This is a genomic window from Herbaspirillum sp. NPDC101396, from assembly GCF_044767365.1.
In the GTDB taxonomy this organism is placed as follows: Bacteria; Pseudomonadota; Gammaproteobacteria; order Burkholderiales; family Burkholderiaceae_D; genus Herbaspirillum.
Genome location: NZ_JBIWNT010000002.1, coordinates 685,884 through 705,545, shown reverse-complemented (window position 1 = coordinate 705,545; position 19,662 = coordinate 685,884). Strand labels below are relative to the sequence as shown.

The following is a 19,662-nucleotide window of genomic DNA, read 5'->3' as shown; positions in this document are numbered from 1 at the left end:
AATATTTTAGCAAAAAATTTGTCCGCACGACTTTGCGCCTCACGCAATGTTGGCAGGAGAATTGATAAATGAATATTGGCCAAGTCCTACGCAAGATTCGCAAGGAAAGAAAAGCGAGCCTGGAAGAAATTGCATTGGTCGCCGGCACCGATGCCGCCAATCTGTCGCGCGTCGAACGCGACAAGCAACGCCTCACACCTGACATGCTGGAAAACGTCGCCAAGGCGCTCGACGTCCCGGTGTCGTCGCTCTATCTCATCGCCGAGCAAAACAGCCAGTCAGGAAAAAACACCAGCGACGCCGGCAAGGCGGCGGCGGCGCGTCTGGAAAACGCGCTGGGACGCTTCATCCTGCTGGGGCCGCAGGATCAGCAATTGGCGGTGGACTTCATGGAATTGCTGCTGAAATCGATGCGTAAATAATTTACGACCGCACAGCGGTCACAGATTCAGTCGGCGCGATGTTGCCGCAACACATTGGCCAGCGCGACGAACTGCTCCATCGGCACCGCTTCAGGGCGCGCCTGCGGATCGATGCCGGCCGCGATCAGGTCGGCTTCAACGAGCAAACCGGCGACACAATTGCGGATTACCTTGCGGCGTTGGGAGAACGCCTTGGTGACGACTTCTTCGAGCAGGGACTGATCGCATTCAAGCGGCTGCGCAATCGGGATCATGCGCACAATCGCGGACTCCACGCGCGGCGGCGGATCGAAGGCAGTCGGCGGCACCACGAACATGAGCTGCATGTGATAGCGCCACTGCAGCATCACCGAAAGACGTCCGAAAGCCTTGCTGCCGGGATCGGCGACCATGCGTTCGACTACTTCCTTCTGCAGCATGAAATGCTGGTCCTGAACCAGCGGAGCCAGCTCGGCCAGACGGAACATCAGCGGACTGGAGATGTTGTAAGGCAGGTTGCCGACCACGCGCAGCTTGCGCCCGGCAGGCACCGGAATCGACGTGAAATCGAATTTGAGCGCATCGGCGGAATGCACATGCAGACGCCTCGGATCAAATTGCTTCTGCAGGCGCGCCACCAGGTCGCGGTCGAGTTCAACCACGTGCATCTCATCAAGCGATTCGAGCAACAGGCTGGTCATCGCTGCCAGCCCTGGACCGATCTCAACCATGACGTCGTCCTTCTTCGGCGCAATGGCGCTGATGATGTCGTACAGGACGGTCTGGTCGGTCAGGAAATTCTGGCCGAAGCGTTTGCGGGCGATATGTTTCATAGGGAATTCTTGGCGCGGGCCATGAGCGCCGCCGTCCTGATGGCTTCGACCATGCTGCCGTGGTCGGCGCGACCCAAGCCTTGGGCGGCGAGGTCGAGCGCGGTGCCGTGGTCAACGGAGGTGCGGATGATGGGCAGGCCCAGCGTGATGTTGACGCCCTGGCCGAAGCTGGCGAATTTCAACACCGGCAGGCCCTGGTCGTGGTACATGGCGAGCACGCAATCGGCATGCTCGAGATATTTGTGTTGGAACAGCGTGTCGGCCGGATAAGGACCGGCGACATCGATTCCGCGCGCCTTGGCGGCCGCCAGCGCAGGGCTGATGACGTCGATTTCTTCACGCCCCAGGTAACCGTTCTCGCCGGCGTGCGGGTTGAGGCCCGTGACAAGAATGCGCGGCCGGGGGATGCCGAATTTGTCGCGCAGATCGGCATGGATGATGTCGAGCGTACGACCCAGTCCGTCGAACGTGATCGCCGCCGATACGTCCTTCAGCGCGAGATGCGTGGTCGCCAGCGCCACCCGTAAATGCGGCGCATCGCCGCCGGCCAGCATCATCACCACCTGCGGTGTGGAAGTACGTTCAGCAAGGTATTCAGTATGGCCGGTGAAAGGCACGCCGGCGTCATTGATCGTGCTCTTTTGCAGCGGCGCGGTAACGATGGCATCGAATTGTCCCTGCAACGCCCACTCGACCGCCACGTCGAGCGTCTGCAGCACGGCGCGGCCATTGCGCGCATCGAGCACGCCCGGAACGACCGGTTCGCTGGTGGGGCAGTCAATGACGATCAAGCGATCTTGCGGGAAGTTGGGCAGTCCGCTGTTGCGAAAGGCCTGCAACGACAAGGCCGACAAGGCGATGGCGGGGTCCAGCGCCTGCGCCGTCTGTGCCAGGAAGGCGGCGTCGCCGAGCAGCACGCTGCGTACTTCTGCACGCAGCTGCCAGGCGGCGCGAATGGAAATTTCCGGGCCGATGCCGGCCGGCTCTCCGCAGGTGATCGCCAGCGTGGGGCGCCGGCGTTGATCTTCAGAGACTGCGGGCAGGGCTTCGGACATCAGCGGAATCAGTTATCGTCGGTGCGGAATTCGACGTAGGCGCGATCACGCAATTGACGCAACCAGTCTTCGCTCGCCTCTTCGATCTTGCGCTCGCGAATGGCTTGGCGTGCGGCCAGGCGCGCACGTTCCTTGGAGCCGTCGTCGGTCTTGCGTTCAACCACCTGGATCAGGTGAAAACCGAACGGCGATTCAATCGGCTGGCTGACTTCGCCCGGCTTCAATTCGTTCATGGCGCGCTCGAATTCCGGCACAGTGTCGCCCGGATAGATCCAGCCCAGATCCCCGCCCTTGGATGCAGACAAGTCGTTCGAATACAGTTTGGCCAATTCTTCGAAGGTTGCTGCCTTGTGGTCCAGGCGCTCTTTCAGCTCCAGCAGTTTGCGACGCGCTTCGGCGGCTGAGACCACCTGATTGACCTTGATCAGGATATGGCGTGCATGGGTTTGCTCGACGGCCGGTGCTCCTGCCTTGTCGGCGACGCTGGCGTTGCGGCGATCAACCAGTTTGATGATGTGGAAGCCGTTGCCGCTCTTGACGATGGCGGAGACTTCGCCCGGTTTCAGGCTTGCCACCGCATCGAGGAACAACTGCGGCAAACGGTCTTGCGCGCGCCAACCCAGGTCGCCGCCGTTGAGCGCATCACTGCTGTCGGAATAGGTTGCTGCGGTCTTGGCGAAATCAGCGCCTGTCTTGAGTTGGCGCAACACTTCTTCAGCGCGTTGGCGGCGTGCGGCAACTTGCTCAGGGGAGGCATTTTCCGGAACCCGCACAAGAATCTGCGCCAGGTTCAGGTCTTCGTGCTTGACGGCGGTGTTGTTCTCCGCTGCCAGATAGTTGTCCACTTCGGATTCCGACACCAGCACCTTGTTGTCGACTTCGCGTTCGCGCAAGCGCTGCATGATGATTTCGCGACGGATGTCTTCGCGGAAGGCAGGATAGGCCATCCCTTCGCGCTCGAGCTGGACGCGGAAATCGGCGAGCGACATCTTGTTTTGTTCGGCAATGCGCAGGATCGCGCGATCCAGCATGACGTCATCCACAACAATGCCGTTTTCTTTCGCCATTTGCGTCTGCGCACGCTCGACGATCATGCGTTCCAACAGTTGGCTTTGCAGCTGGTTGCGCGGCGGCAGGGCGACGCCCTGAGCGGTCAGACGCTTCTGCACCGATGCCAGGCGTTCGGCCAGTTCCTGACGCGTGATCACGTCGTTGTTGACGACGACGATGATGGAATCAACTGGACGCGGTGCACGCGAAGACGCCGCAGCCGGCGCGGGAGCTGCCGGCGCCGCAGAAGGCGGCAGCTGCAGTCCCGGAACCGCCGGCGTCGCGGTGGCGGCGAACTGCGCCTGGGCGCTGCCGGCCATGCCCAGCGACATGCTCAACAGGACGATGCCGGAAGTGATGCGGGCGAAAGGATAACGGCGCAGGGAGAAGGAAGCGTTCATATGATTATCGGTTTAATAACGTGTGAGATCGTCTGGCTTGTTGATGATCTGATAGCCGGGAATACTGGCGCTGAGCGCATCCAGCGGGTTCGAGCCAATCTTGGAGAAACCATTCAGCTCAAGCTGAATGAAGAACGAAGTGGACGCCTTGCTCGACGAAGTCGGAATGCGCTGCGCCACCAGGCGGAACACCCAGCAATCGGCCTTGTATTCCATGCCCAGCAAACCTTCGGCCACGGTCTTGTCGGGGATCGAATAATTGATGCGGCTGACAGCATACCAGCGTTGCGACACCGGCCATTGACCGGAAATGTCCATCTGCTTGAGGATACCGGTCGCGTTGGTGCGATCGAGGCGGTAGGTCAGATTCAGCACTTTCTTCGGCGCCGGTTGCCAGCGCGCGCCAAAGGTTGAACGCACCATCTGGCGCAAGGTCTCGCTGTATTGCACTGTGTTGTCGAGCGACAGCTTGTTGGTAACCTGGCCGCCGAGCGACAGCAAGAGGTCCGATTTGCTGCCGTTGATGGTGGAGGTGGTGCCGTCCAGAATCACCTTTGGATCGGCAAAATAGAAGCGTTGGCCAACCGCCATACGCAGTCGCTCAAGGCCGTTGTCCTCGATGAAACGGGACACCAGCGCACCGGTAATCTGGTTCGCGTCGCTGATGCGATCATGCCCGACGAAACGGTTTTCGCTGAAGATCTGCGCAAAGTTGAAGTCGGCCACGCCCGAGTCGAAATTCGGATACTGGCTTTGATCGCGGTACGGCGTACGGACATAGAACAGGCGCGGCTCCAGAGTCTGCGTCATGTTGCGTCCGAACAGCGTGGTGTCGCGTTCAAACGTCATGCCGGAATCCAGCGAATAAGTCGGCACCACGCGCGTCAGATTGGTCGGCGCGCCGACGCCGACATTATTGAGACGATACGTGGTGGCATCCATCATCACCTTGGGCGTAATGAAATAACCCGGACGCACGATCGGGTACGAAACCGACTGATTGGCGTACATGCGATCGCCGCCGACCATTTCGGAACCTGCGGTGGAGCCGGTCGTAAACGTGTTCGAGAAGCGCGCGAATTCAGAAACGAAATTCAGATCGAACCCGCCGACGTCCTGGCGCGCCGCCGAGAGGGTCAATTGCGGCAGGCGGTCGTACGGTTTCTGGATCGGACTGTTAATGTCCTGCAGCAACTGGTATTTGGTCACGCGTCCGACTGCGCTCCAATAAGTGCTCGAATAACTCAGACTGGCATCACGAATCAGCAAACGCTGCGTACTGGCCGTTACCGAATGGGAAAAATCGCTCGGATAATCGTTGTCGGATGCCTTGTTGACGTTCCAGCCGAACACCAGTCCCGGCGCCAGTGTCTGCGAATGCAGGGACGAAATCGAGTAGCGCCCGGTGCCTGTCTGGCGATCCTGGATGCCTTCCACCGTCGTCACGCCGGAGTAGCCGTCCCCAAGATAGCGGCCTTCCGCACCGAGCAGCAATCCACGCCGTGCGATGAACCGCGGATACAGCGTCAGGTCCCGATTGGGTGCGATATTGAAATAATAAGGCACCGTCAGCTCCGCGCCGCCCGTGCTGGTGACGCCGAACGTCGGTGGCAGCACGCCCGACTTGCGCTCACCGGACAAGGGGAAGGACATCAGCGGCGCGCCGAGGATAGGTACGCCCTTGAAATACACGATGCCGCTATGCATGGTGCCGACGTCGCGACCGCTGTCGAGATCCATCGTGGACGCCTGGATGTACCAGTCGGGATCGAGCGCTTCGCAGGTGCTGTAGGTGCCTTCTGTAACTTTGGCCTGGTCATCGGACAGGAAGTCGATCTTCTCGGCCTTGCCGCGACCGCCGTTCTTGCCGAACAGGTAAGTCGGATTGGTGACGTAACCCTTGCCCGAATCCATGTTCATCAAGGCCTTGTCACCGGTGTAGCGATCCTGCAGGCGCTTCATCCAGACGTGTCCGGTCGCTTCGACCTCGTCCTTGATGATGCGGTATTCGGCCTTGTCGGCCTTGATGGTGGTTTCGCCGCGCACGACTTCGACGTCGCGATCGAGGTTGATCTGGCGATCAGGCCGGCCGGTCATCTGTTCGGCGCTGACGTTGACGGGTGCATCCTTGTCATCGGCCTTGGCATTGGGCTTGGCCGGCGTATTCTGGGTGGTCTGCGCCTGCGCGGAGAGCGGCAAAACGGTCGTTGCCGACGCCGCGACGGCAAGAGAAGCCAGGGACGTAAAGAACCGCGACATCCGCAAGTCGGCACTACGACCAAATGGAAACTTGAAAAAGCGGATCATGTAAAGAAGCGTTCAAACACCATGGCAGGCGATTTTTTGGATTTAATCCCTTATTATATGGGAACTCAACATCATCAAACGAATTCCTCTGATTGTTCATGTCTTTAAATAATTCCCCTGCCGATCCGCGCCTGTCCCAGTTGCAAGAATGGCTGCCCACCCTCGCAGTCCCCACCAAGGTCGAGACGCTGCGTCCCGCTTCGGCCGACGCCAGCTTCCGCCGTTATTTCCGCGTGGACACGCCGGACGGTAAAACGCTGATCGCCATGGATGCGCCGCCGCCGCAAGAAAACGTGCGCCCGTTCATCCACGTCGCCGAAGTCTTCGGAAAAACCGGCGTGTCGGTGCCGACGGTGCTGGCGCAGGATGTTGAACGCGGCTTCCTGCTGCTGTCGGATCTGGGCACGACCACTTACCTGAACCAGCTCAACAACGACACCGCCCACAAGCTCTACATCGACGCCATCGACGCGCTGGTGCTGCTGCAGACCCAGAGCAAGCCGGATGTGCTGCCGGAATATGATCGCGCCCTGCTGTCGCGCGAGCTGCAACTGTTTCCCGATTGGTACATCGCCAAGCACCTGAACGTGACGCTGACCGACGATCAGAAGAACACGCTGACCAAGGTGTTCGACTCCCTGCTCGCCAATAACCTGGCGCAGACGCAGGTGTTCGTTCATCGCGACTACCACTCGCGCAACCTGATGGTCCTGCCGACCGGCAATCCGGGCATTATCGATTTCCAGGATGCGGTGTACGGGCCGATCACGTACGACCTGGTTTCACTGCTGCGCGACGCCTACATCCAGTGGGACGAAGAAATGGTGCTTGACTGGGTCATCCGCTATTGGGAACGCGCCAGGCGCGCCGGTTTGCCTGTGGCGCCGGATATCGATACCTTCTACCGCGATTTCGAATTCATGGGCCTGCAGCGCCATCTGAAAGTGCTCGGCATATTTGCACGCCTTTACCATCGCGACGGCAAGGATGCCTATCTGAAGGACATGCCGCTGGTCATGGAATACACGCTCAAGGCCGCGCGCCGCTACAACGCGCTGATCCCGCTGGTCAGACTGATCGAGAAGCTGGAAGACAAAGCGCCGCAAGTCGGCTATACATTCTGAGGCCGGATACGCCATGAAAGCGATGATTTTTGCCGCCGGCCGCGGCGAGCGCATGCGCCCCCTGACCGACACCTGTCCCAAACCCCTGCTGAAAGTACGCGGCCGTCCGCTGATCGTCTGGCAGATCCTGAACCTGGTGCGCGCCGGCATCACCGAGATCGTGATCAACCACGCGCATCTTGGTCACCTGTTTGAAGAAACCTTGGGCGACGGCACGCAGTTCGGCGCCCGGATTCACTACTCCTCCGAAGGCACTGCGCTGGAAACCGCCGGCGGCATCGCCAAGGCACGCCACCTGCTCGGCGAAGAAGCATTCGTCGCCATCTCCGGCGACATCTATATCCCCCATTTTGATTTCGAACAGGTCAAGACCGTTCTCGAAGACAACGACCTGTGGGGAAATCCGATACCATTGGACAAGCGCGACGTCGCCTGGATTTATCTGGTGAAAAACCCGCCGCATCACCCCACCGGCGATTTTGCGCTGAACAGTTTTTCGATCGCCAACGAAGGCTCGCCCTTGTTCACCTTCGCCAATATCGGCGTGTACCGGCCGCAAATGTTCGACGCCATCACGCCGGGTGAACACGCCAAGCTCGGACCGCTGCTGCGCGAATACGCAGCGCGCGGCCAGGTCGGCGGAGAAATTTACCGCGGCGAATGGATCAATGTCGGCACCGTCGAACAGCTGGAAGAATTGAATACGCCCCTCGCCGGCAGATAATCCGGATCATCCGGAAGAAAGCACCAAGATGACCACAGCTTCCTTTACCGCCCGCCGCGCCCAGTTGATCGCGCAGATGCAAGCAAAAGGCGGCGGCGTCGCCGTCATCCCGACCGCGCACGAAGTCATGCGCAACCGCGACGCCGACTATCCTTATCGCCACGACAGTTATTTCTACTATCTGTCCGGCTTCACGGAACCGGAAGCGGTCATCATCCTGATTGCTGCGCCCGGCAAGGACAGCCGCAGCATCCTGTTCTGCCGCGACAAAAACCTTGAACGCGAAATCTGGGATGGCTATCGCTACGGCCCCGATGCCGCGCGCCAGGAATTCGGTTTCGACGAAGCCTTCGCCGTCGATACGCTGGACAAGGAAATGCCGCAATTGCTGGCCGATGCACCGGCCGTCTTTTATGCGCTGGGCCACGACGTCAAGCGCGACGCGCAATTGCAGGGATGGCTGCAAAGCGTGCGTGCGTTGGGTCGCTCGGGCATCACCGCGCCATCGTCCATCGTCGACGTCAATGTGCTGCTGGACGAGATGCGCCTGTTCAAGGACGCGAGCGAAATCGCAGTGATGAAACGCGCCGGCATCATTTCTGCCGAAGCGCATTGCCGCGCCATGCGCCTGTCGCGTCCCGGCCTGCGTGAATATCACCTGGAAGCCGAGCTGCTGCACGAATTCCGCAACAACGGTTCGCAATATCCTGCCTACGGCTCCATCGTCGCCACCGGCGCCAACGCCTGCGTGCTGCACTACCGTGCCGGCGACGCCGAGCTCAAGGACGGCGACCTGGTGCTGATCGACGCCGGCTGCGAGCTCGACAGCTATGCGTCCGACATCACGCGCACGTTCCCGGCCAACGGCAAGTTCTCCGGCCCGCAAAAGGAGTTGTACGAAATCGTCCTGGCCGCACAAGACGCCGCCATCGCCGACACCCGCCCCGGCAAGCGCTTCATGGACGGCCACGACGCCGCCGTGCGCGTGCTGGCGCAAGGCATGCTCGACACCGGCCTGCTCGACAAGAACAAGGTCGGCTCGCTTGACGACGTGATCGCCAAAGGCGACTACCGCCAGTTCTACATGCACCGCACCGGCCACTGGCTGGGCATGGACGTGCATGACGTCGGCGAATACCGCGACCCGGCCACCGCCGACGGCGACAAGCCGTGGCGCACGCTGCAACCGGGCATGGTTCTGACGGTCGAGCCGGGCATTTACGTGCGTCCTGGCGAAGGCGTGCCGGAAAAATACTGGAACATCGGCATCCGCATCGAAGACGACGCTCATGTCACGCCGGACGGTTGTGAAATCCTGACTACGGCGGTGCCCAACAAAGTGGCCGACATCGAAGCGCTGATGCGCTCGGCGTGAATCGTGACGGCCATGTTTCCACGCCTGCCATGAGTTCTTCCGACACCGCCACTCCAGTCCGGCCGGATTACGACGTCATCATCTGCGGCGCCGGCCCGGTCGGCTTCAGCGTCGCCACGCTGCTGTACAAGCGCGGCATGCCAGCGTACCGCATCGCGCTGATCGACGCCAAGTCGGGCGAACAGGCGGAGCAAGATCCGCGCACGATTGCGCTCTCGCACGGCAGCCAGCAAATCCTGCATGAAATCGGCGCCTGGTCCCTGATGGCGCCGTCGGTGACGTCCATCAACCAGATCCACGTGTCGCGACGCAAGCATTTCGGTCGCACGCTGATCAATCGCGAAGACTATGACCTGCCCGCGCTCGGCTACGTGGTGCGGTATGGCGCGCTGGTGAAGGCCTTGTCGGCAGCACTCACTCCGAACGGAGTGACCGTGCTGCGTCCGGCACAGGTGTCCGCCATCGACGAGCAAGGTTTGCAGGCCAGCGTACAACTGGCCGACGGCCGCAGTTTCAGCGCCGGCATCGTGGTGCAGGCCGAAGGCGGCGTGTTCTCGGAACAAACCGCCAAGGCGGTGCAACGCGACTACGATCAGGTCGCCATCGTCGCCCACGTCACCGCCACGGCCACGATCGCCCATCGCGCTTTCGAACGCTTTACTGCGCAAGGGCCGCTGGCTTTGCTGCCGCAGGATGACGGATATGCGTTGGTGTGGTGTGTGCGTCCGGACACGGCGAAGCATCTGTTGGCGCTTGATGACAACGCTTTCTTGCATGAACTCGGCGAAGTCTTCGGCGGACGCGTCGGACGTTTTTCTTCCAGCAGCGCCCGCCATAGCTATCCGCTGGGCCTGAATGCCGCCCCTGGCGCCTCCGCCCGCACCGTTGCCATCGGCAACGCCGCGCAAACCCTGCACCCGGTCGCCGGCCAGGGACTCAATCTCGGCTTGCGCGACGCCGTGGTATTGGCCAGCGCGCTGACGCGCACAAGCTCCGGGCCGGCCGCACTCGAACACTTCGCGACGCAACGGCGTCGCGACCGCAATGCCACGATCAAGCTCACCGATGTGATGGCGCGGGTTTTTGCCAGCGCGCCGGATGGTGCGCCGTCACAAGCCTTGCTTGGTTTGTCATTGGGACTGATCGACGTGGCAGCGCCGGCGAAACGGGTGCTGGCGGAGCAGATGATGTTCGGCTGGCGTTAAGGGTCGGCCCTGAATCCCTTGCCCGCAGCGCCCGGCATGAGACAATGCAGCATTGCCGCACGCTTGCGGTCCCGACCGATAAGACCATGAAATAAGATCATGAAACAAGATCCCCGCTTCCCCAATCTGTTCATCCTCAACCACCCGCTGATCCAGCACAAGCTCTCGCACATGCGCGACAAGCGCACCTCGACGCGCACCTTCCGCGACTTGCTGCGCGAGATCACCTTGCTGATGGGCTACGAAATCACGCGCGATCTGCCGCTGACCACCGAGTCGATCGAAACGCCTCTGGTCACTTATGATGCACCCGTCATCGCCGGCAAGAAGCTGGCCGTGGTTCCCGTGCTGCGCGCCGGCATCGGCATGAGCGACGGCTTGCTGGAGCTGATCCCGTCGGCGCGCGTCGGCCATATCGGAGTCTATCGCAACGACCAGCATCAGCCGGTGGAATACCTGGTGCGCCTGCCCGACCTGCAAGACCGCACCATGATCTTGTGCGATCCGATGGTGGCGACCGGCAACTCCGCCGTGTATGCCGTCGATGTCCTGAAGAAACGCGGCGTGACGGCGGAGAACATCATTTTCGTCGCGCTGGTGGCGGCGCCCGAAGGAGTACAGGTATTCCATGATGCGCATCCGGACGTGAAGCTGTACGTCGCTTCGCTCGATTCGCACCTCGACAGCCATGCCTACATCGTGCCGGGCCTGGGTGACGCCGGCGACCGGATTTTCGGCACCAAGTAAATCTCCGCATCATGAAAAAAAGCCGCCGGGTTTTGAATCCGGCGGCTTTTTTATTTACTCGGCATCAAGGCGGACTACTCAACCGCCTTGACCATGTCTTCGATGACCTTCTTGGCGTCGCCGAAGACCATCATGGTCTTGTCCATGTAGAACAGTTCGTTGTCCAGACCGGCGTAACCGGCAGCCATCGAACGCTTGTTGACGATGACCGTCTTGGCCTTGTACGCCTCCAGGATCGGCATGCCGGCGATCGACGACTTCGGATCCTTCGCAGCCGGGTTCACCACGTCGTTGGCGCCCAGCACCAGCACCACGTCGGCCTGGCCGAACTCGCTGTTGATGTCTTCCATTTCGAAGACCTGGTCGTAAGGCACTTCGGCTTCCGCCAGCAGCACGTTCATGTGGCCTGGCATACGACCGGCCACAGGATGGATTGCATACTTCACGATCACACCCTTATGGGTCAGCTTCTCGGTCAGCTCTTTCAGTGCATGCTGCGCACGTGCTACCGCCAGGCCGTAGCCCGGGACAATAATCACGGTTTCCGCATTGCCCATCAGGAAGGCCGCATCGTCAGCCGAGCCCGACTTGACGTTACGCTGCGCCTGACCGCCAACCGCCGCGGCAGCCGCCGGATCGCCGCCAAAACCACCGAGGATCACGTTGAAGAACGAACGGTTCATCGCCTTGCACATGATGTACGAGAGGATCGCGCCGCTTGATCCGACCAGCGAACCGGCAATGATCAGCATCGAATTGTTCAGAGAGAAACCGATGCCCGCCGCCGCCCAGCCGGAGTAGCTGTTCAGCATCGACACCACCACCGGCATGTCGGCGCCGCCGATCGGGATGATGATCAATACGCCAAGCACGAAGGCGATGGCCGCCATGACGATGAACGGCAGCCAGTTCTGCGTCAGCACGAAGATCACGCCGAAGCCGATCATCGCCACCGCTAGCAACAGGTTCAGCATGTGCTGACCGGAGAAACTCACCGGCGCGCCTTGGAACAGGCGGAACTTGTACTTGCCCGACAGCTTGCCGAACGCAATCACCGAACCGGAGAACGTGATCGCGCCGACGAAGGTCCCGATAAACAATTCAACGCGATTGCCCAGCGGGATCGCTTCGCCGTGCGCGGCGATGTTGAAGGCCCAGGGTTCGGCCACGGCCGCAACGGCAATACAGACTGCCGCCAGACCGATCAGCGAGTGCATCGCCGCGACCAGTTCCGGCATCTTGGTCATCTCGACGCTCTTGGCCAGATAGGCGCCGATGCCGCCGCCGACCACGACACCGCCGGCCACCAGCCAGAGGCCGATGCCCGACGTCGGCATGTCGCCCTTGAGCTTGATGATCAGCGCCAGCGTAGTGACCACCGCAATGGCCATGCCGGCGATGCCGAAGGCGTTGCCGCGACGCGCCGTCGATGGATGCGACAGACCTTTCAGTGCCTGGATGAAGAACACCGAGGCCACCAGGTACAGCAGGGTTACCAGATTCATGCTCATGCTTATGCCCCCGCCTTGTCTGTCTTGGTTTTAGGTTCTTTTTTCTTGAACATCTCCAGCATGCGCTGCGTGACCATGAAACCGCCGAAGACGTTGACCGCCGCCAGCGCCACGGCCAGCGTGCCGGCGATGCGGCCGACCGGTCCTTCGGTCAGGCCCGCAGCCAGCATGGCGCCGATGATGATGATCGCCGAGATGGCGTTGGTGACTGCCATCAGCGGCGTGTGCAAGGCCGGCGTAACGGTCCAGACCACGTGGTAGCCGACGTAGATCGCCAGTACGAAGATGATCAGGTTGATGATGGTGTGACCGACTTCCATGGTGTCATTCCTTTCTGTGGCTGCGGCATGAATTTAAATATCCATGCCGCGACCTGTTTGGTTTTATATGGCTTTCAGGCTGGTGATGTGATTCTTGTCGTCGACGAAGACGATCTTCGGTACATAGCTGGCGATTTCTGCGTCCGTCATGGGTGCATAGGTGCAGATGATCAGCAGATCGCCCAGGTGCGCGCGGCGGGCTGCCGCGCCGTTCAGGGAGATCTCGCCGCTGCCACGCTTGCCGCGGATAGCGTAGGTGGAGAAGCGTTCGCCGTTGTTGACGTTGTACAGCTCGATCTTTTCAAATTCACGGATATCGGCGGCGTCCAGCAGGTCTTCGTCGATACCGCAGGAACCTTCGTAGTTCAGGTCACATTCGGTCACAGTCGCGCGGTGAATCTTCGCGCGCAGCATGATTCGTTGCATAAGGCTTTACTCTTTAATTCTTGGTTCTGCTCCGGCGCGCTTGCGCGAACCGGTATGGATAAGATGTTGCATTGATGCTGCTTTATTTGCGCAGCACTTCGCCGCCGCTGCACAGCAAGGTCGCCGCGACGATGTCGTCTTCGCGGTTGATGACCAGCTTGCCTTCGGCGTCGACGATCAGCTTGAGGAAATCGAGCACGTTGCGCGAATACAGGGCCGAAGCGTCGGCCGCCACCAGCGCCGCCAGATTGCCTTCGCCGATGATGTGCACGCCGTGCTTGATCACGGTCTTGCCCGGCTCTGACAACGGACAGTTGCCGCCCTGGTCGACCGCCATGTCGAGGATGACCGAACCCGGCTTCATGGCCTTGACGGTTTCTTCGCTGATCAGCACCGGCGCCTTGCGGCCGGGAATCAGCGCAGTGGTGATGATGATGTCGGCCTGCTTGGCGCGTTCGTGCACCAGTTCAGCCTGGCGGCGCATCCAGTCGGCCGGCATCGGACGGGCATAGCCGCCGACGCCCTGGGCGATTTCCTTTTCTTCCTCGGTGATGAAGGGGACGTCGAGGAATTTGGCGCCCAGGGATTCAATCTGTTCCTTGACGGCTGGACGCACGTCGGATGCTTCGATCACCGCGCCGAGGCGCTTGGCGGTTGCGATTGCCTGCAGGCCGGCCACACCGGCGCCCATGATCAGCATGCGCGCGGCCTTGACGGTGCCGGCGGCGGTCATCAGCATCGGCATGAAGCGCTGATAGGTATTGGCAGCCATCAGCACGGCCTTGTAGCCGGCAATGTTGGCCTGTGAGGACAGCACGTCCATCGACTGTGCACGAGTGGTGCGCGGTGCGGCTTCCAACGCGAAAGCGGTCAGTCCGGCGGCAGCCATCGCTGCGAGGTTGTCGGCATCGAACGGATTCAGGATGCCGACCACGACGGTGCCCGACTTCAGGCGCGCACGTTCATCTGCACTCGGTGCACGCACCTTGAGCAATGCTTCAGCACCATAAACGTCGGCCGTGGCTGCGATGACCGCACCGGCAGCGACATAGGCTTCGTCCGTAATGCTGGATTTGATGCCGGCCCCCGACTCCACCAGCACTTCATGTTTGGCGGCGACCAGCTTCTTGACCGTTTCCGGGGTTGCCGCAACGCGTGTTTCTCCGTCCCGACTTTCGACGGGGATGCCTAGCCTCATTCAGAGCTCCTGTAGTTGTAAATTCTTACCGGAATCTTACACGTAAAATTTAAAGATCAACAACTTTGCGCAAAAGCTTTGCAGGAGCCGGTACTCGCATATGCGATGCGTTCCGGGCCGCCGCGCTGAAGCCTTTGCCCAGCCACGGTAAAATGTCGGCTCTTGTAAGGAATATTATGTCTGAAGTCTGGAAGCCCTCCGTCACAGTCGCCGCGATTATTGAGCGCGAGGGCCGTTTTTTGATGATAGAAGAGGAAGCCGGCGACGGCTTGCGCCTGAACCAGCCGGCCGGCCACCTGGAGCAGGGCGAGATGCTGACGCAAGCGGTGGTGCGCGAGGCACTGGAAGAATCCGCCCACGATTTCGAACCAACCGCGCTGATCGGCATGTATATGTCGCGCAACGTCTCGTCCTCGCGCGGCGGTGCCGACACGACCTATTTGCGTTTCGCCTTTGCTGGAAAATTGGGCGCGCAGCACGACCGTCCGCTCGATGACGGCATCGTGCGCACACTCTGGATGACACGCGACGAAATCGCCGCCAGCCGCGAACGCCATCGAAGCCCGCTGGTGCTGCGCTGCGTGGACGATTACCTCAGCGGCCAGCGCGGTCCGCTGTCGCTGCTGTATACCGACGCGAGTGTGACGGCAGCAGTCGGGATTGATGCAGGAGTTGCCCATGGCTAAGAAAAAAGTGGTGATCGGCATGTCCGGCGGCGTCGACTCGTCGGTCTCGGCCTGGCTGCTGAAAGAACAGGGTTATGAAGTCATTGGCCTGTTCATGAAAAACTGGGAAGACGACGACGATTCCGAATACTGTTCGACGCGCCAGGACTGGATCGATGCAGTCAGCGTCGCCGACGTGGTTGGCGTCGACATTGAAGCGGTCAACTTTGCCTCCGAATACAAGGACCGCGTGTTCGCCGAATTCCTGCGCGAATACCAGGCCGGCCGTACCCCCAACCCGGACGTGCTGTGCAACGCCGAGATCAAGTTCAAGGCCTTCCTCGACCACGCCATGCACCTGGGCGCGGATCTGATCGCCACCGGCCACTACGCGCGCGTGCGCGAGAATCCGGCCGGCAAGTTCGAACTGATGAAAGCGGTCGACGCCAGCAAGGACCAGAGCTATTTCCTGCACCGGCTTAACCAGGCGCAATTGTCGAAGACGCTGTTTCCGCTTGGAGAAATCCACAAGACCGAAGTGCGCAAGATCGCCGAGCAGCTGAAACTGCCGAATGCGGCCAAGAAGGACTCGACCGGCATTTGCTTCATCGGCGAGCGGCCGTTCCGGGAATTCCTTAATCGCTACCTGTCCTACGAACCCGGCCCGATGAAGACGCCCGAGGGCGACATCGTGGGCGAACACGTCGGCCTGAGCTTCTACACGCTGGGCCAGCGCAAGGGCATCGGACTGGGCGGCATCAAGGCGCACCAGAACGCCGACGGCAACAGCGACGCCTGGTACGTCGCCCGCAAGGACGTCGAAACCAACACGCTCTATATCGTGCAGGGTCATGACCATCCGTGGCTGCTGTCGGCGCAGCTCGGCGCCAGCCAGATCAGCTGGGTGGCCGGAGAAGCCCCCGACATGGCCGAACTGAGCGCCAAGACGCGCTACCGTCAAGCTGACGTACCCTGCTCGTTCAGCGATGCCGGCGGCCGCTTTGACCTGCGCTTCGCCGACCCGCAATGGGCCGTGACGCCGGGCCAGTCGGCAGTTCTGTACCAGGGCGATGTTTGCCTCGGTGGCGGCATTATCGAGTCCGTGTAAGCGCTTCTTCTCCTTCAGAAACGCCCCGCTTGCCTTGCGCAGCGGGGCGTTTTTGCTTTTTCGGCAACGGAAATTCCACCCACCGGTTTCCCCGTGGCAAGAAACTCGCAACAAATCATAAAAGAGCTTGCAATCTAGGATTAAATGACGAATAATCTAAATAAGAATTGTTCGCATTTAATAGGAGGTCGTGATGAACCAACTGATCGAGCACGGAACCGAGCGTCGCAACAAGCCAGCCACTGCAGCAAATGGCTCCCCCATTACTCGCATCAAGAGCCAGGATTTGTTCCGGCAAATGCGCGAGCTGGAAATCGACCACGGCGGTCGTATTTACAAACTGCGTCTGACACAACTGAACAAATTGATTCTGACGGCGTAACCATATTAACGAGTCGCTTCAGGATTCGTAGTGAAGCGATGTAAAACCAGCCAGCCAACGGTGATGCCATGCGTTACGCGTTAGCCAGCCAAGCTAGCCGATTAAGGAGAGTTTGATGGTTACCGACAAAATGGATTCCGCGTTCGTGGAACCAAATAACGCACCGGCACAGCCAGAGCTGCTGGTCTCAGCAGTGCTGCATTTGATGTCTCATTACACTGCCAGTAATCAGGAAACCAAAAGCTGCGTCAAATTGGCGTCAGTGATTGAACGACACCTGAAAGCGCTGGCGGATTTGCCGAATCTGGCGCCGGTATTGCGGGCAACTTGCCAACAATTATCGGAACAGTGGGGAACCGTAGTGGAACGGACAATGCCGCAACCCGAGAAATTTAATCTGTTCGCTCGCATCGTTTCAGGAGCGAGATCCATTTAAGAGCCTACATACCCGGGCGGCAAGGCGTACAATGATCGTATGTGTTTGTAACAACATTTCCGAAGGCAAGATTCACCAGGCAGTGAACGCAGGCATGACTACCATGTCCGAGCTTCGCAAGGAGCTCGGTATTGGCACTTCCTGCGGAAAATGCCACACCTGCGCCAAGCATGTCCTCCGCGAATGTCTGAGCAACTCCAATCAAACACGCAACACAGTGCAGACTCTGGTATTCCGTGCGAATACCATGATTGCCTAAAGATCATTTCATTCATGAACGCTTCATCGCCTACTATGAGTAGCAGCTCGTCCAATCCCGTTGGTCTCGCTTGGCGCCAGGTCAAGAAAATCGGCCCGCTCGGCTTCATCATCCTGCTGCACATCGCCTTCTTCTATGCATTGCAAAGCGGCCTGATCCATCAGGTCGCCAGCGCGATCCCGAAGGAAGTGATCGCCACTTTCATCACGCCTGAGCGTGCGCCCGAACCGGCGCCGCCAAAAGCGCCACCGGCGCCGCCCAAGGTCGTTCCCGTGGTCAGGAAGTCAGTGACGCCACCGCCGCCAATCCCGGTTACGCAAGCACCGGCGCCAACCGCCATCAGCGCACCGCCAACGCCGCCCCAACCGGCTGAACCATCGCCGCCAGCCGCCGCTCCAGCGCAGGCCCCTGCATCGCCGCCAGGTCCGCCGCCGATCAAACAGATTACCTCCGGCATCGAATACATTGAACCCCCGCGCGTCAGCTACCCTGCCGCTTCCAAGCGTATGGGCGAAGAAGGCGTCGTCCAATTCCGGGTACTGGTCAATACCGGAGGCAGAGCCGAAAAAGTCGACATCATCAAAGGCTCGGGCTCATCCCGCCTGGATGATGAAGCGCGACGCGCAGTCATGCGCGCGGTATTCAAACCCTATATCGAAGACGGCAAGGCAATTGTCGTGTCCGCCACCGGCGTCATCAATTTCAAGCTCGATCGCTAATTTATTCGCTCATTCGTTCATTTATTCATTCGTCTATTCATTCAAGTCAATAAGCAAAGGAAGTCATCATGGAAGTAAGTCCGTACGGATTGGAAAGCCTGTGGGCGCAAGGGGATTTCGTCACTAAAGGCGTCGCAGTGCTGCTGGTCGCCATGTCGATCGCATCCTGGTATGTCATCGTCACCAAGGCGCTGCAACTGCTGCGCTTCCGTCGCGCATCCGATGCGGCCGGCCATGCATTCTGGGATACCACCAGCCTGCCGGAAGGCGTCGCCACACTGGGCAACGACAACCCATTCGCCGAAGTCGCCAAAGCAGGCGTCACATCGATGAGCCACCATACTGCCCACAAGGGCCACCTGCATGACCAACTGTCGGTCAGCGACTGGGTGACACTGTCGCTGCGTCAGGCCATCGACGAAGCATCGGGCAAGCTGCAAACCGGCATGGCCGTGCTGGCGTCGGTCGGCTCGACCGCGCCGTTCGTCGGTCTGTTCGGCACCGTCTGGGGCATTTACCACGCACTGGTGTCGATCGGCACTTCCGGCCAAGCCAGTATCGACAAGGTCGCAGGCCCTGTCGGCGAAGCGCTGATCATGACTGCGCTGGGTCTGGCAGTGGCGATTCCTGCAACCTTCGGCTACAACGCCCTTGTGCGCGGTAACAAGACCACGATCGCCAAGCTGAACAAATTCGGTTTCGACCTGCACGCGTTGTTTGTCACCGGCGCCCGCTCTGCCAACGAGGACGCCGAAACAGGCGCCACCAAAAGCGCCAAGTTGACGGCTGTCGGGAGAGCGTAATGGCGATGGGTTCCCTGTCCGATTCGGACGACGACTTCAACCCGGAGATCAACACCACGCCGCTGGTCGACGTGATGCTGGTGCTGCTGATTATTTTCATCATCACCATCCCGGTCATGAATCATGCGGTGAAGATCGATTTGCCGCGCGCCACCAACCAGCCGGATGAGCCGAAACCGCAAAACATCAGCCTGTCGATCGATGCTTCCGGCAAGGTGTTTTGGAATGAAGAAGCGATCGACAGCGAGCAATTGACTGCACGTATCGCCGAAGCCGCCAAGAAGCAACCGCAACCCGAATTGCATCTGCGCGCTGAACGCACAACGCAATACGAAAAAGTCGCGCAAGTGATGGCGGCGGCCCAGTCGGGCGGCCTGTCCAAGATCGGCTTCGTCACCGACCCGCAAGCGAAATAAGTCTCTGCCGTTTCGCTGCCAGCAAAGCCCCCACCCTCGCCGGCGGGGGCTTTGTTTTTGCAGGCCAGGAACAAATCTCATTGCGCGATAGAAATAAAGTAAGAATGATTCGCGCTAATTTAAGGTGAAGTCTGTAACCCGCTGCGCTATGATGCGTCCGTTCACACGGCTGAGCTTCATGTGCGCCGGATTGCTTA

22 protein-coding genes are annotated in these 19,662 nt (G+C 60.1%); 14 read left to right on the top strand and 8 right to left on the bottom strand.

Features of this window, described 5'->3' with window-relative positions; genetic code table 11:
* Window positions 1-68: 68 nt before the first annotated feature.
* The gene (locus ACIROY_RS08335) at window positions 69-422 is read left to right on the top strand and encodes a helix-turn-helix domain-containing protein (protein WP_402341127.1); all 354 of its coding nucleotides are present in this window, start codon (window positions 69-71) and stop codon (window positions 420-422) included.
* A 26-nt stretch (window positions 423-448) separates the two neighbouring features.
* Here ACIROY_RS08335 and rsmA read toward each other — a convergent pair whose 3' ends face one another.
* From rsmA to ACIROY_RS08315, 4 genes are read right to left on the bottom strand one after another with little or no spacing between them, the layout of a single operon-like run.
* Complete coding sequence (gene rsmA / locus ACIROY_RS08330; protein WP_402274378.1) at window positions 449-1,234, bottom strand: 16S rRNA (adenine(1518)-N(6)/adenine(1519)-N(6))-dimethyltransferase RsmA; 786 nt, start codon at window positions 1,232-1,234, stop codon at window positions 449-451.
* A complete protein-coding gene (gene pdxA / locus ACIROY_RS08325; RefSeq protein ID WP_402341125.1) occupies window positions 1,231-2,289 on the bottom strand; it encodes a 4-hydroxythreonine-4-phosphate dehydrogenase PdxA in 1,059 nt (352 codons plus the stop codon). The genes rsmA and pdxA overlap by 4 nt, the downstream gene beginning before the upstream one ends.
* Before the next feature lie 8 nt (window positions 2,290-2,297).
* Window positions 2,298-3,740: a peptidylprolyl isomerase gene (locus tag ACIROY_RS08320; protein WP_402274373.1), complete on the bottom strand. Its 1,443-nt coding sequence runs from the start codon at window positions 3,738-3,740 to the stop codon at window positions 2,298-2,300.
* Between the two features lie 12 nt (window positions 3,741-3,752).
* Window positions 3,753-6,047: an LPS-assembly protein LptD gene (locus ACIROY_RS08315; protein ID WP_402341123.1), complete on the bottom strand. Its 2,295-nt coding sequence runs from the start codon at window positions 6,045-6,047 to the stop codon at window positions 3,753-3,755.
* 98 nt (window positions 6,048-6,145) lie between these two features.
* Between ACIROY_RS08315 and ACIROY_RS08310 the strand changes: the two genes are divergently transcribed.
* From ACIROY_RS08310 to upp, 5 genes are all read left to right on the top strand, one after another.
* Window positions 6,146-7,171 (top strand): aminoglycoside phosphotransferase family protein, encoded by a 1,026-nt coding sequence (locus ACIROY_RS08310; RefSeq protein ID WP_402274368.1) that lies wholly within the window; start codon window positions 6,146-6,148, stop codon window positions 7,169-7,171.
* A gap of 13 nt (window positions 7,172-7,184) precedes the next feature.
* A complete protein-coding gene (gene murU / locus ACIROY_RS08305) occupies window positions 7,185-7,895 on the top strand; it encodes an N-acetylmuramate alpha-1-phosphate uridylyltransferase MurU (protein WP_402274365.1) in 711 nt (236 codons plus the stop codon).
* 28 nt (window positions 7,896-7,923) lie between these two features.
* Window positions 7,924-9,270, top strand: a complete 1,347-nt coding sequence (gene pepP / locus ACIROY_RS08300; protein ID WP_402341121.1) for a Xaa-Pro aminopeptidase — start codon at window positions 7,924-7,926, stop codon at window positions 9,268-9,270.
* 29 nt (window positions 9,271-9,299) lie between these two features.
* The gene (locus ACIROY_RS08295) at window positions 9,300-10,475 is read left to right on the top strand and encodes an FAD-dependent monooxygenase (RefSeq protein ID WP_402341119.1); all 1,176 of its coding nucleotides are present in this window, start codon (window positions 9,300-9,302) and stop codon (window positions 10,473-10,475) included.
* 99 nt (window positions 10,476-10,574) lie between these two features.
* Window positions 10,575-11,222, top strand: coding sequence for a uracil phosphoribosyltransferase (gene upp, locus ACIROY_RS08290; RefSeq protein ID WP_094565282.1), 648 nt, complete (start codon window positions 10,575-10,577; stop codon window positions 11,220-11,222).
* Between the two features lie 74 nt (window positions 11,223-11,296).
* Here the strand turns inward: upp and ACIROY_RS08285 are convergent, their stop codons facing one another.
* The 4 genes from ACIROY_RS08285 to ACIROY_RS08270 all read right to left on the bottom strand — a co-directional run bounded on the left by ACIROY_RS08285 (window position 11,297) and on the right by ACIROY_RS08270 (window position 14,677).
* Window positions 11,297-12,733, bottom strand: a complete 1,437-nt coding sequence (locus ACIROY_RS08285; RefSeq protein WP_402274357.1) for an NAD(P)(+) transhydrogenase (Re/Si-specific) subunit beta — start codon at window positions 12,731-12,733, stop codon at window positions 11,297-11,299.
* Window positions 12,734-12,735: 2 nt separating this feature from the next.
* A complete protein-coding gene (locus ACIROY_RS08280) occupies window positions 12,736-13,053 on the bottom strand; it encodes an NAD(P) transhydrogenase subunit alpha (protein WP_402341116.1) in 318 nt (105 codons plus the stop codon).
* 63 nt (window positions 13,054-13,116) lie between these two features.
* Window positions 13,117-13,479, bottom strand: coding sequence for an aspartate 1-decarboxylase (gene panD / locus ACIROY_RS08275; protein ID WP_116434006.1), 363 nt, complete (start codon window positions 13,477-13,479; stop codon window positions 13,117-13,119).
* 82 nt (window positions 13,480-13,561) lie between these two features.
* On the bottom strand, window positions 13,562-14,677 hold the full coding sequence (locus ACIROY_RS08270) for a Re/Si-specific NAD(P)(+) transhydrogenase subunit alpha (RefSeq protein WP_116434007.1): 1,116 nt from the start codon (window positions 14,675-14,677) through the stop codon (window positions 13,562-13,564).
* A gap of 176 nt (window positions 14,678-14,853) precedes the next feature.
* Between ACIROY_RS08270 and ACIROY_RS08265 the strand changes: the two genes are divergently transcribed.
* The 8 genes from ACIROY_RS08265 (at window position 14,854) to ACIROY_RS08230 (ending at window position 19,465) form a co-directional block, all read left to right on the top strand.
* Window positions 14,854-15,363, top strand: coding sequence for an NUDIX hydrolase (locus ACIROY_RS08265; protein ID WP_402274350.1), 510 nt, complete (start codon window positions 14,854-14,856; stop codon window positions 15,361-15,363).
* Complete coding sequence (mnmA, locus tag ACIROY_RS08260) at window positions 15,356-16,450, top strand: tRNA 2-thiouridine(34) synthase MnmA (protein WP_402341113.1); 1,095 nt, start codon at window positions 15,356-15,358, stop codon at window positions 16,448-16,450. Before ACIROY_RS08265 ends, mnmA begins: the two co-directional genes overlap by 8 nt.
* A 193-nt stretch (window positions 16,451-16,643) precedes the next feature.
* Window positions 16,644-16,832 (top strand): hemin uptake protein HemP, encoded by a 189-nt coding sequence (gene hemP, locus ACIROY_RS08255; protein WP_016832155.1) that lies wholly within the window; start codon window positions 16,644-16,646, stop codon window positions 16,830-16,832.
* A gap of 115 nt (window positions 16,833-16,947) precedes the next feature.
* Window positions 16,948-17,268, top strand: coding sequence for a hypothetical protein (locus tag ACIROY_RS08250; RefSeq protein WP_016832156.1), 321 nt, complete (start codon window positions 16,948-16,950; stop codon window positions 17,266-17,268).
* Window positions 17,269-17,299: 31 nt separating this feature from the next.
* Entirely contained in the window at window positions 17,300-17,527 is a 228-nt protein-coding gene (locus ACIROY_RS08245) for a bacterioferritin-associated ferredoxin (protein WP_083830777.1), read from the top strand.
* A gap of 14 nt (window positions 17,528-17,541) precedes the next feature.
* Window positions 17,542-18,246 (top strand): energy transducer TonB, encoded by a 705-nt coding sequence (locus ACIROY_RS08240; protein WP_402341110.1) that lies wholly within the window; start codon window positions 17,542-17,544, stop codon window positions 18,244-18,246.
* A gap of 68 nt (window positions 18,247-18,314) precedes the next feature.
* On the top strand, window positions 18,315-19,049 hold the full coding sequence (locus tag ACIROY_RS08235; RefSeq protein WP_402274340.1) for a MotA/TolQ/ExbB proton channel family protein: 735 nt from the start codon (window positions 18,315-18,317) through the stop codon (window positions 19,047-19,049).
* Window positions 19,049-19,465, top strand: a complete 417-nt coding sequence (locus ACIROY_RS08230) for a biopolymer transporter ExbD (protein WP_116434011.1) — start codon at window positions 19,049-19,051, stop codon at window positions 19,463-19,465. Before ACIROY_RS08235 ends, ACIROY_RS08230 begins: the two co-directional genes overlap by 1 nt.
* Window positions 19,466-19,662 lie beyond the last annotated feature (197 nt).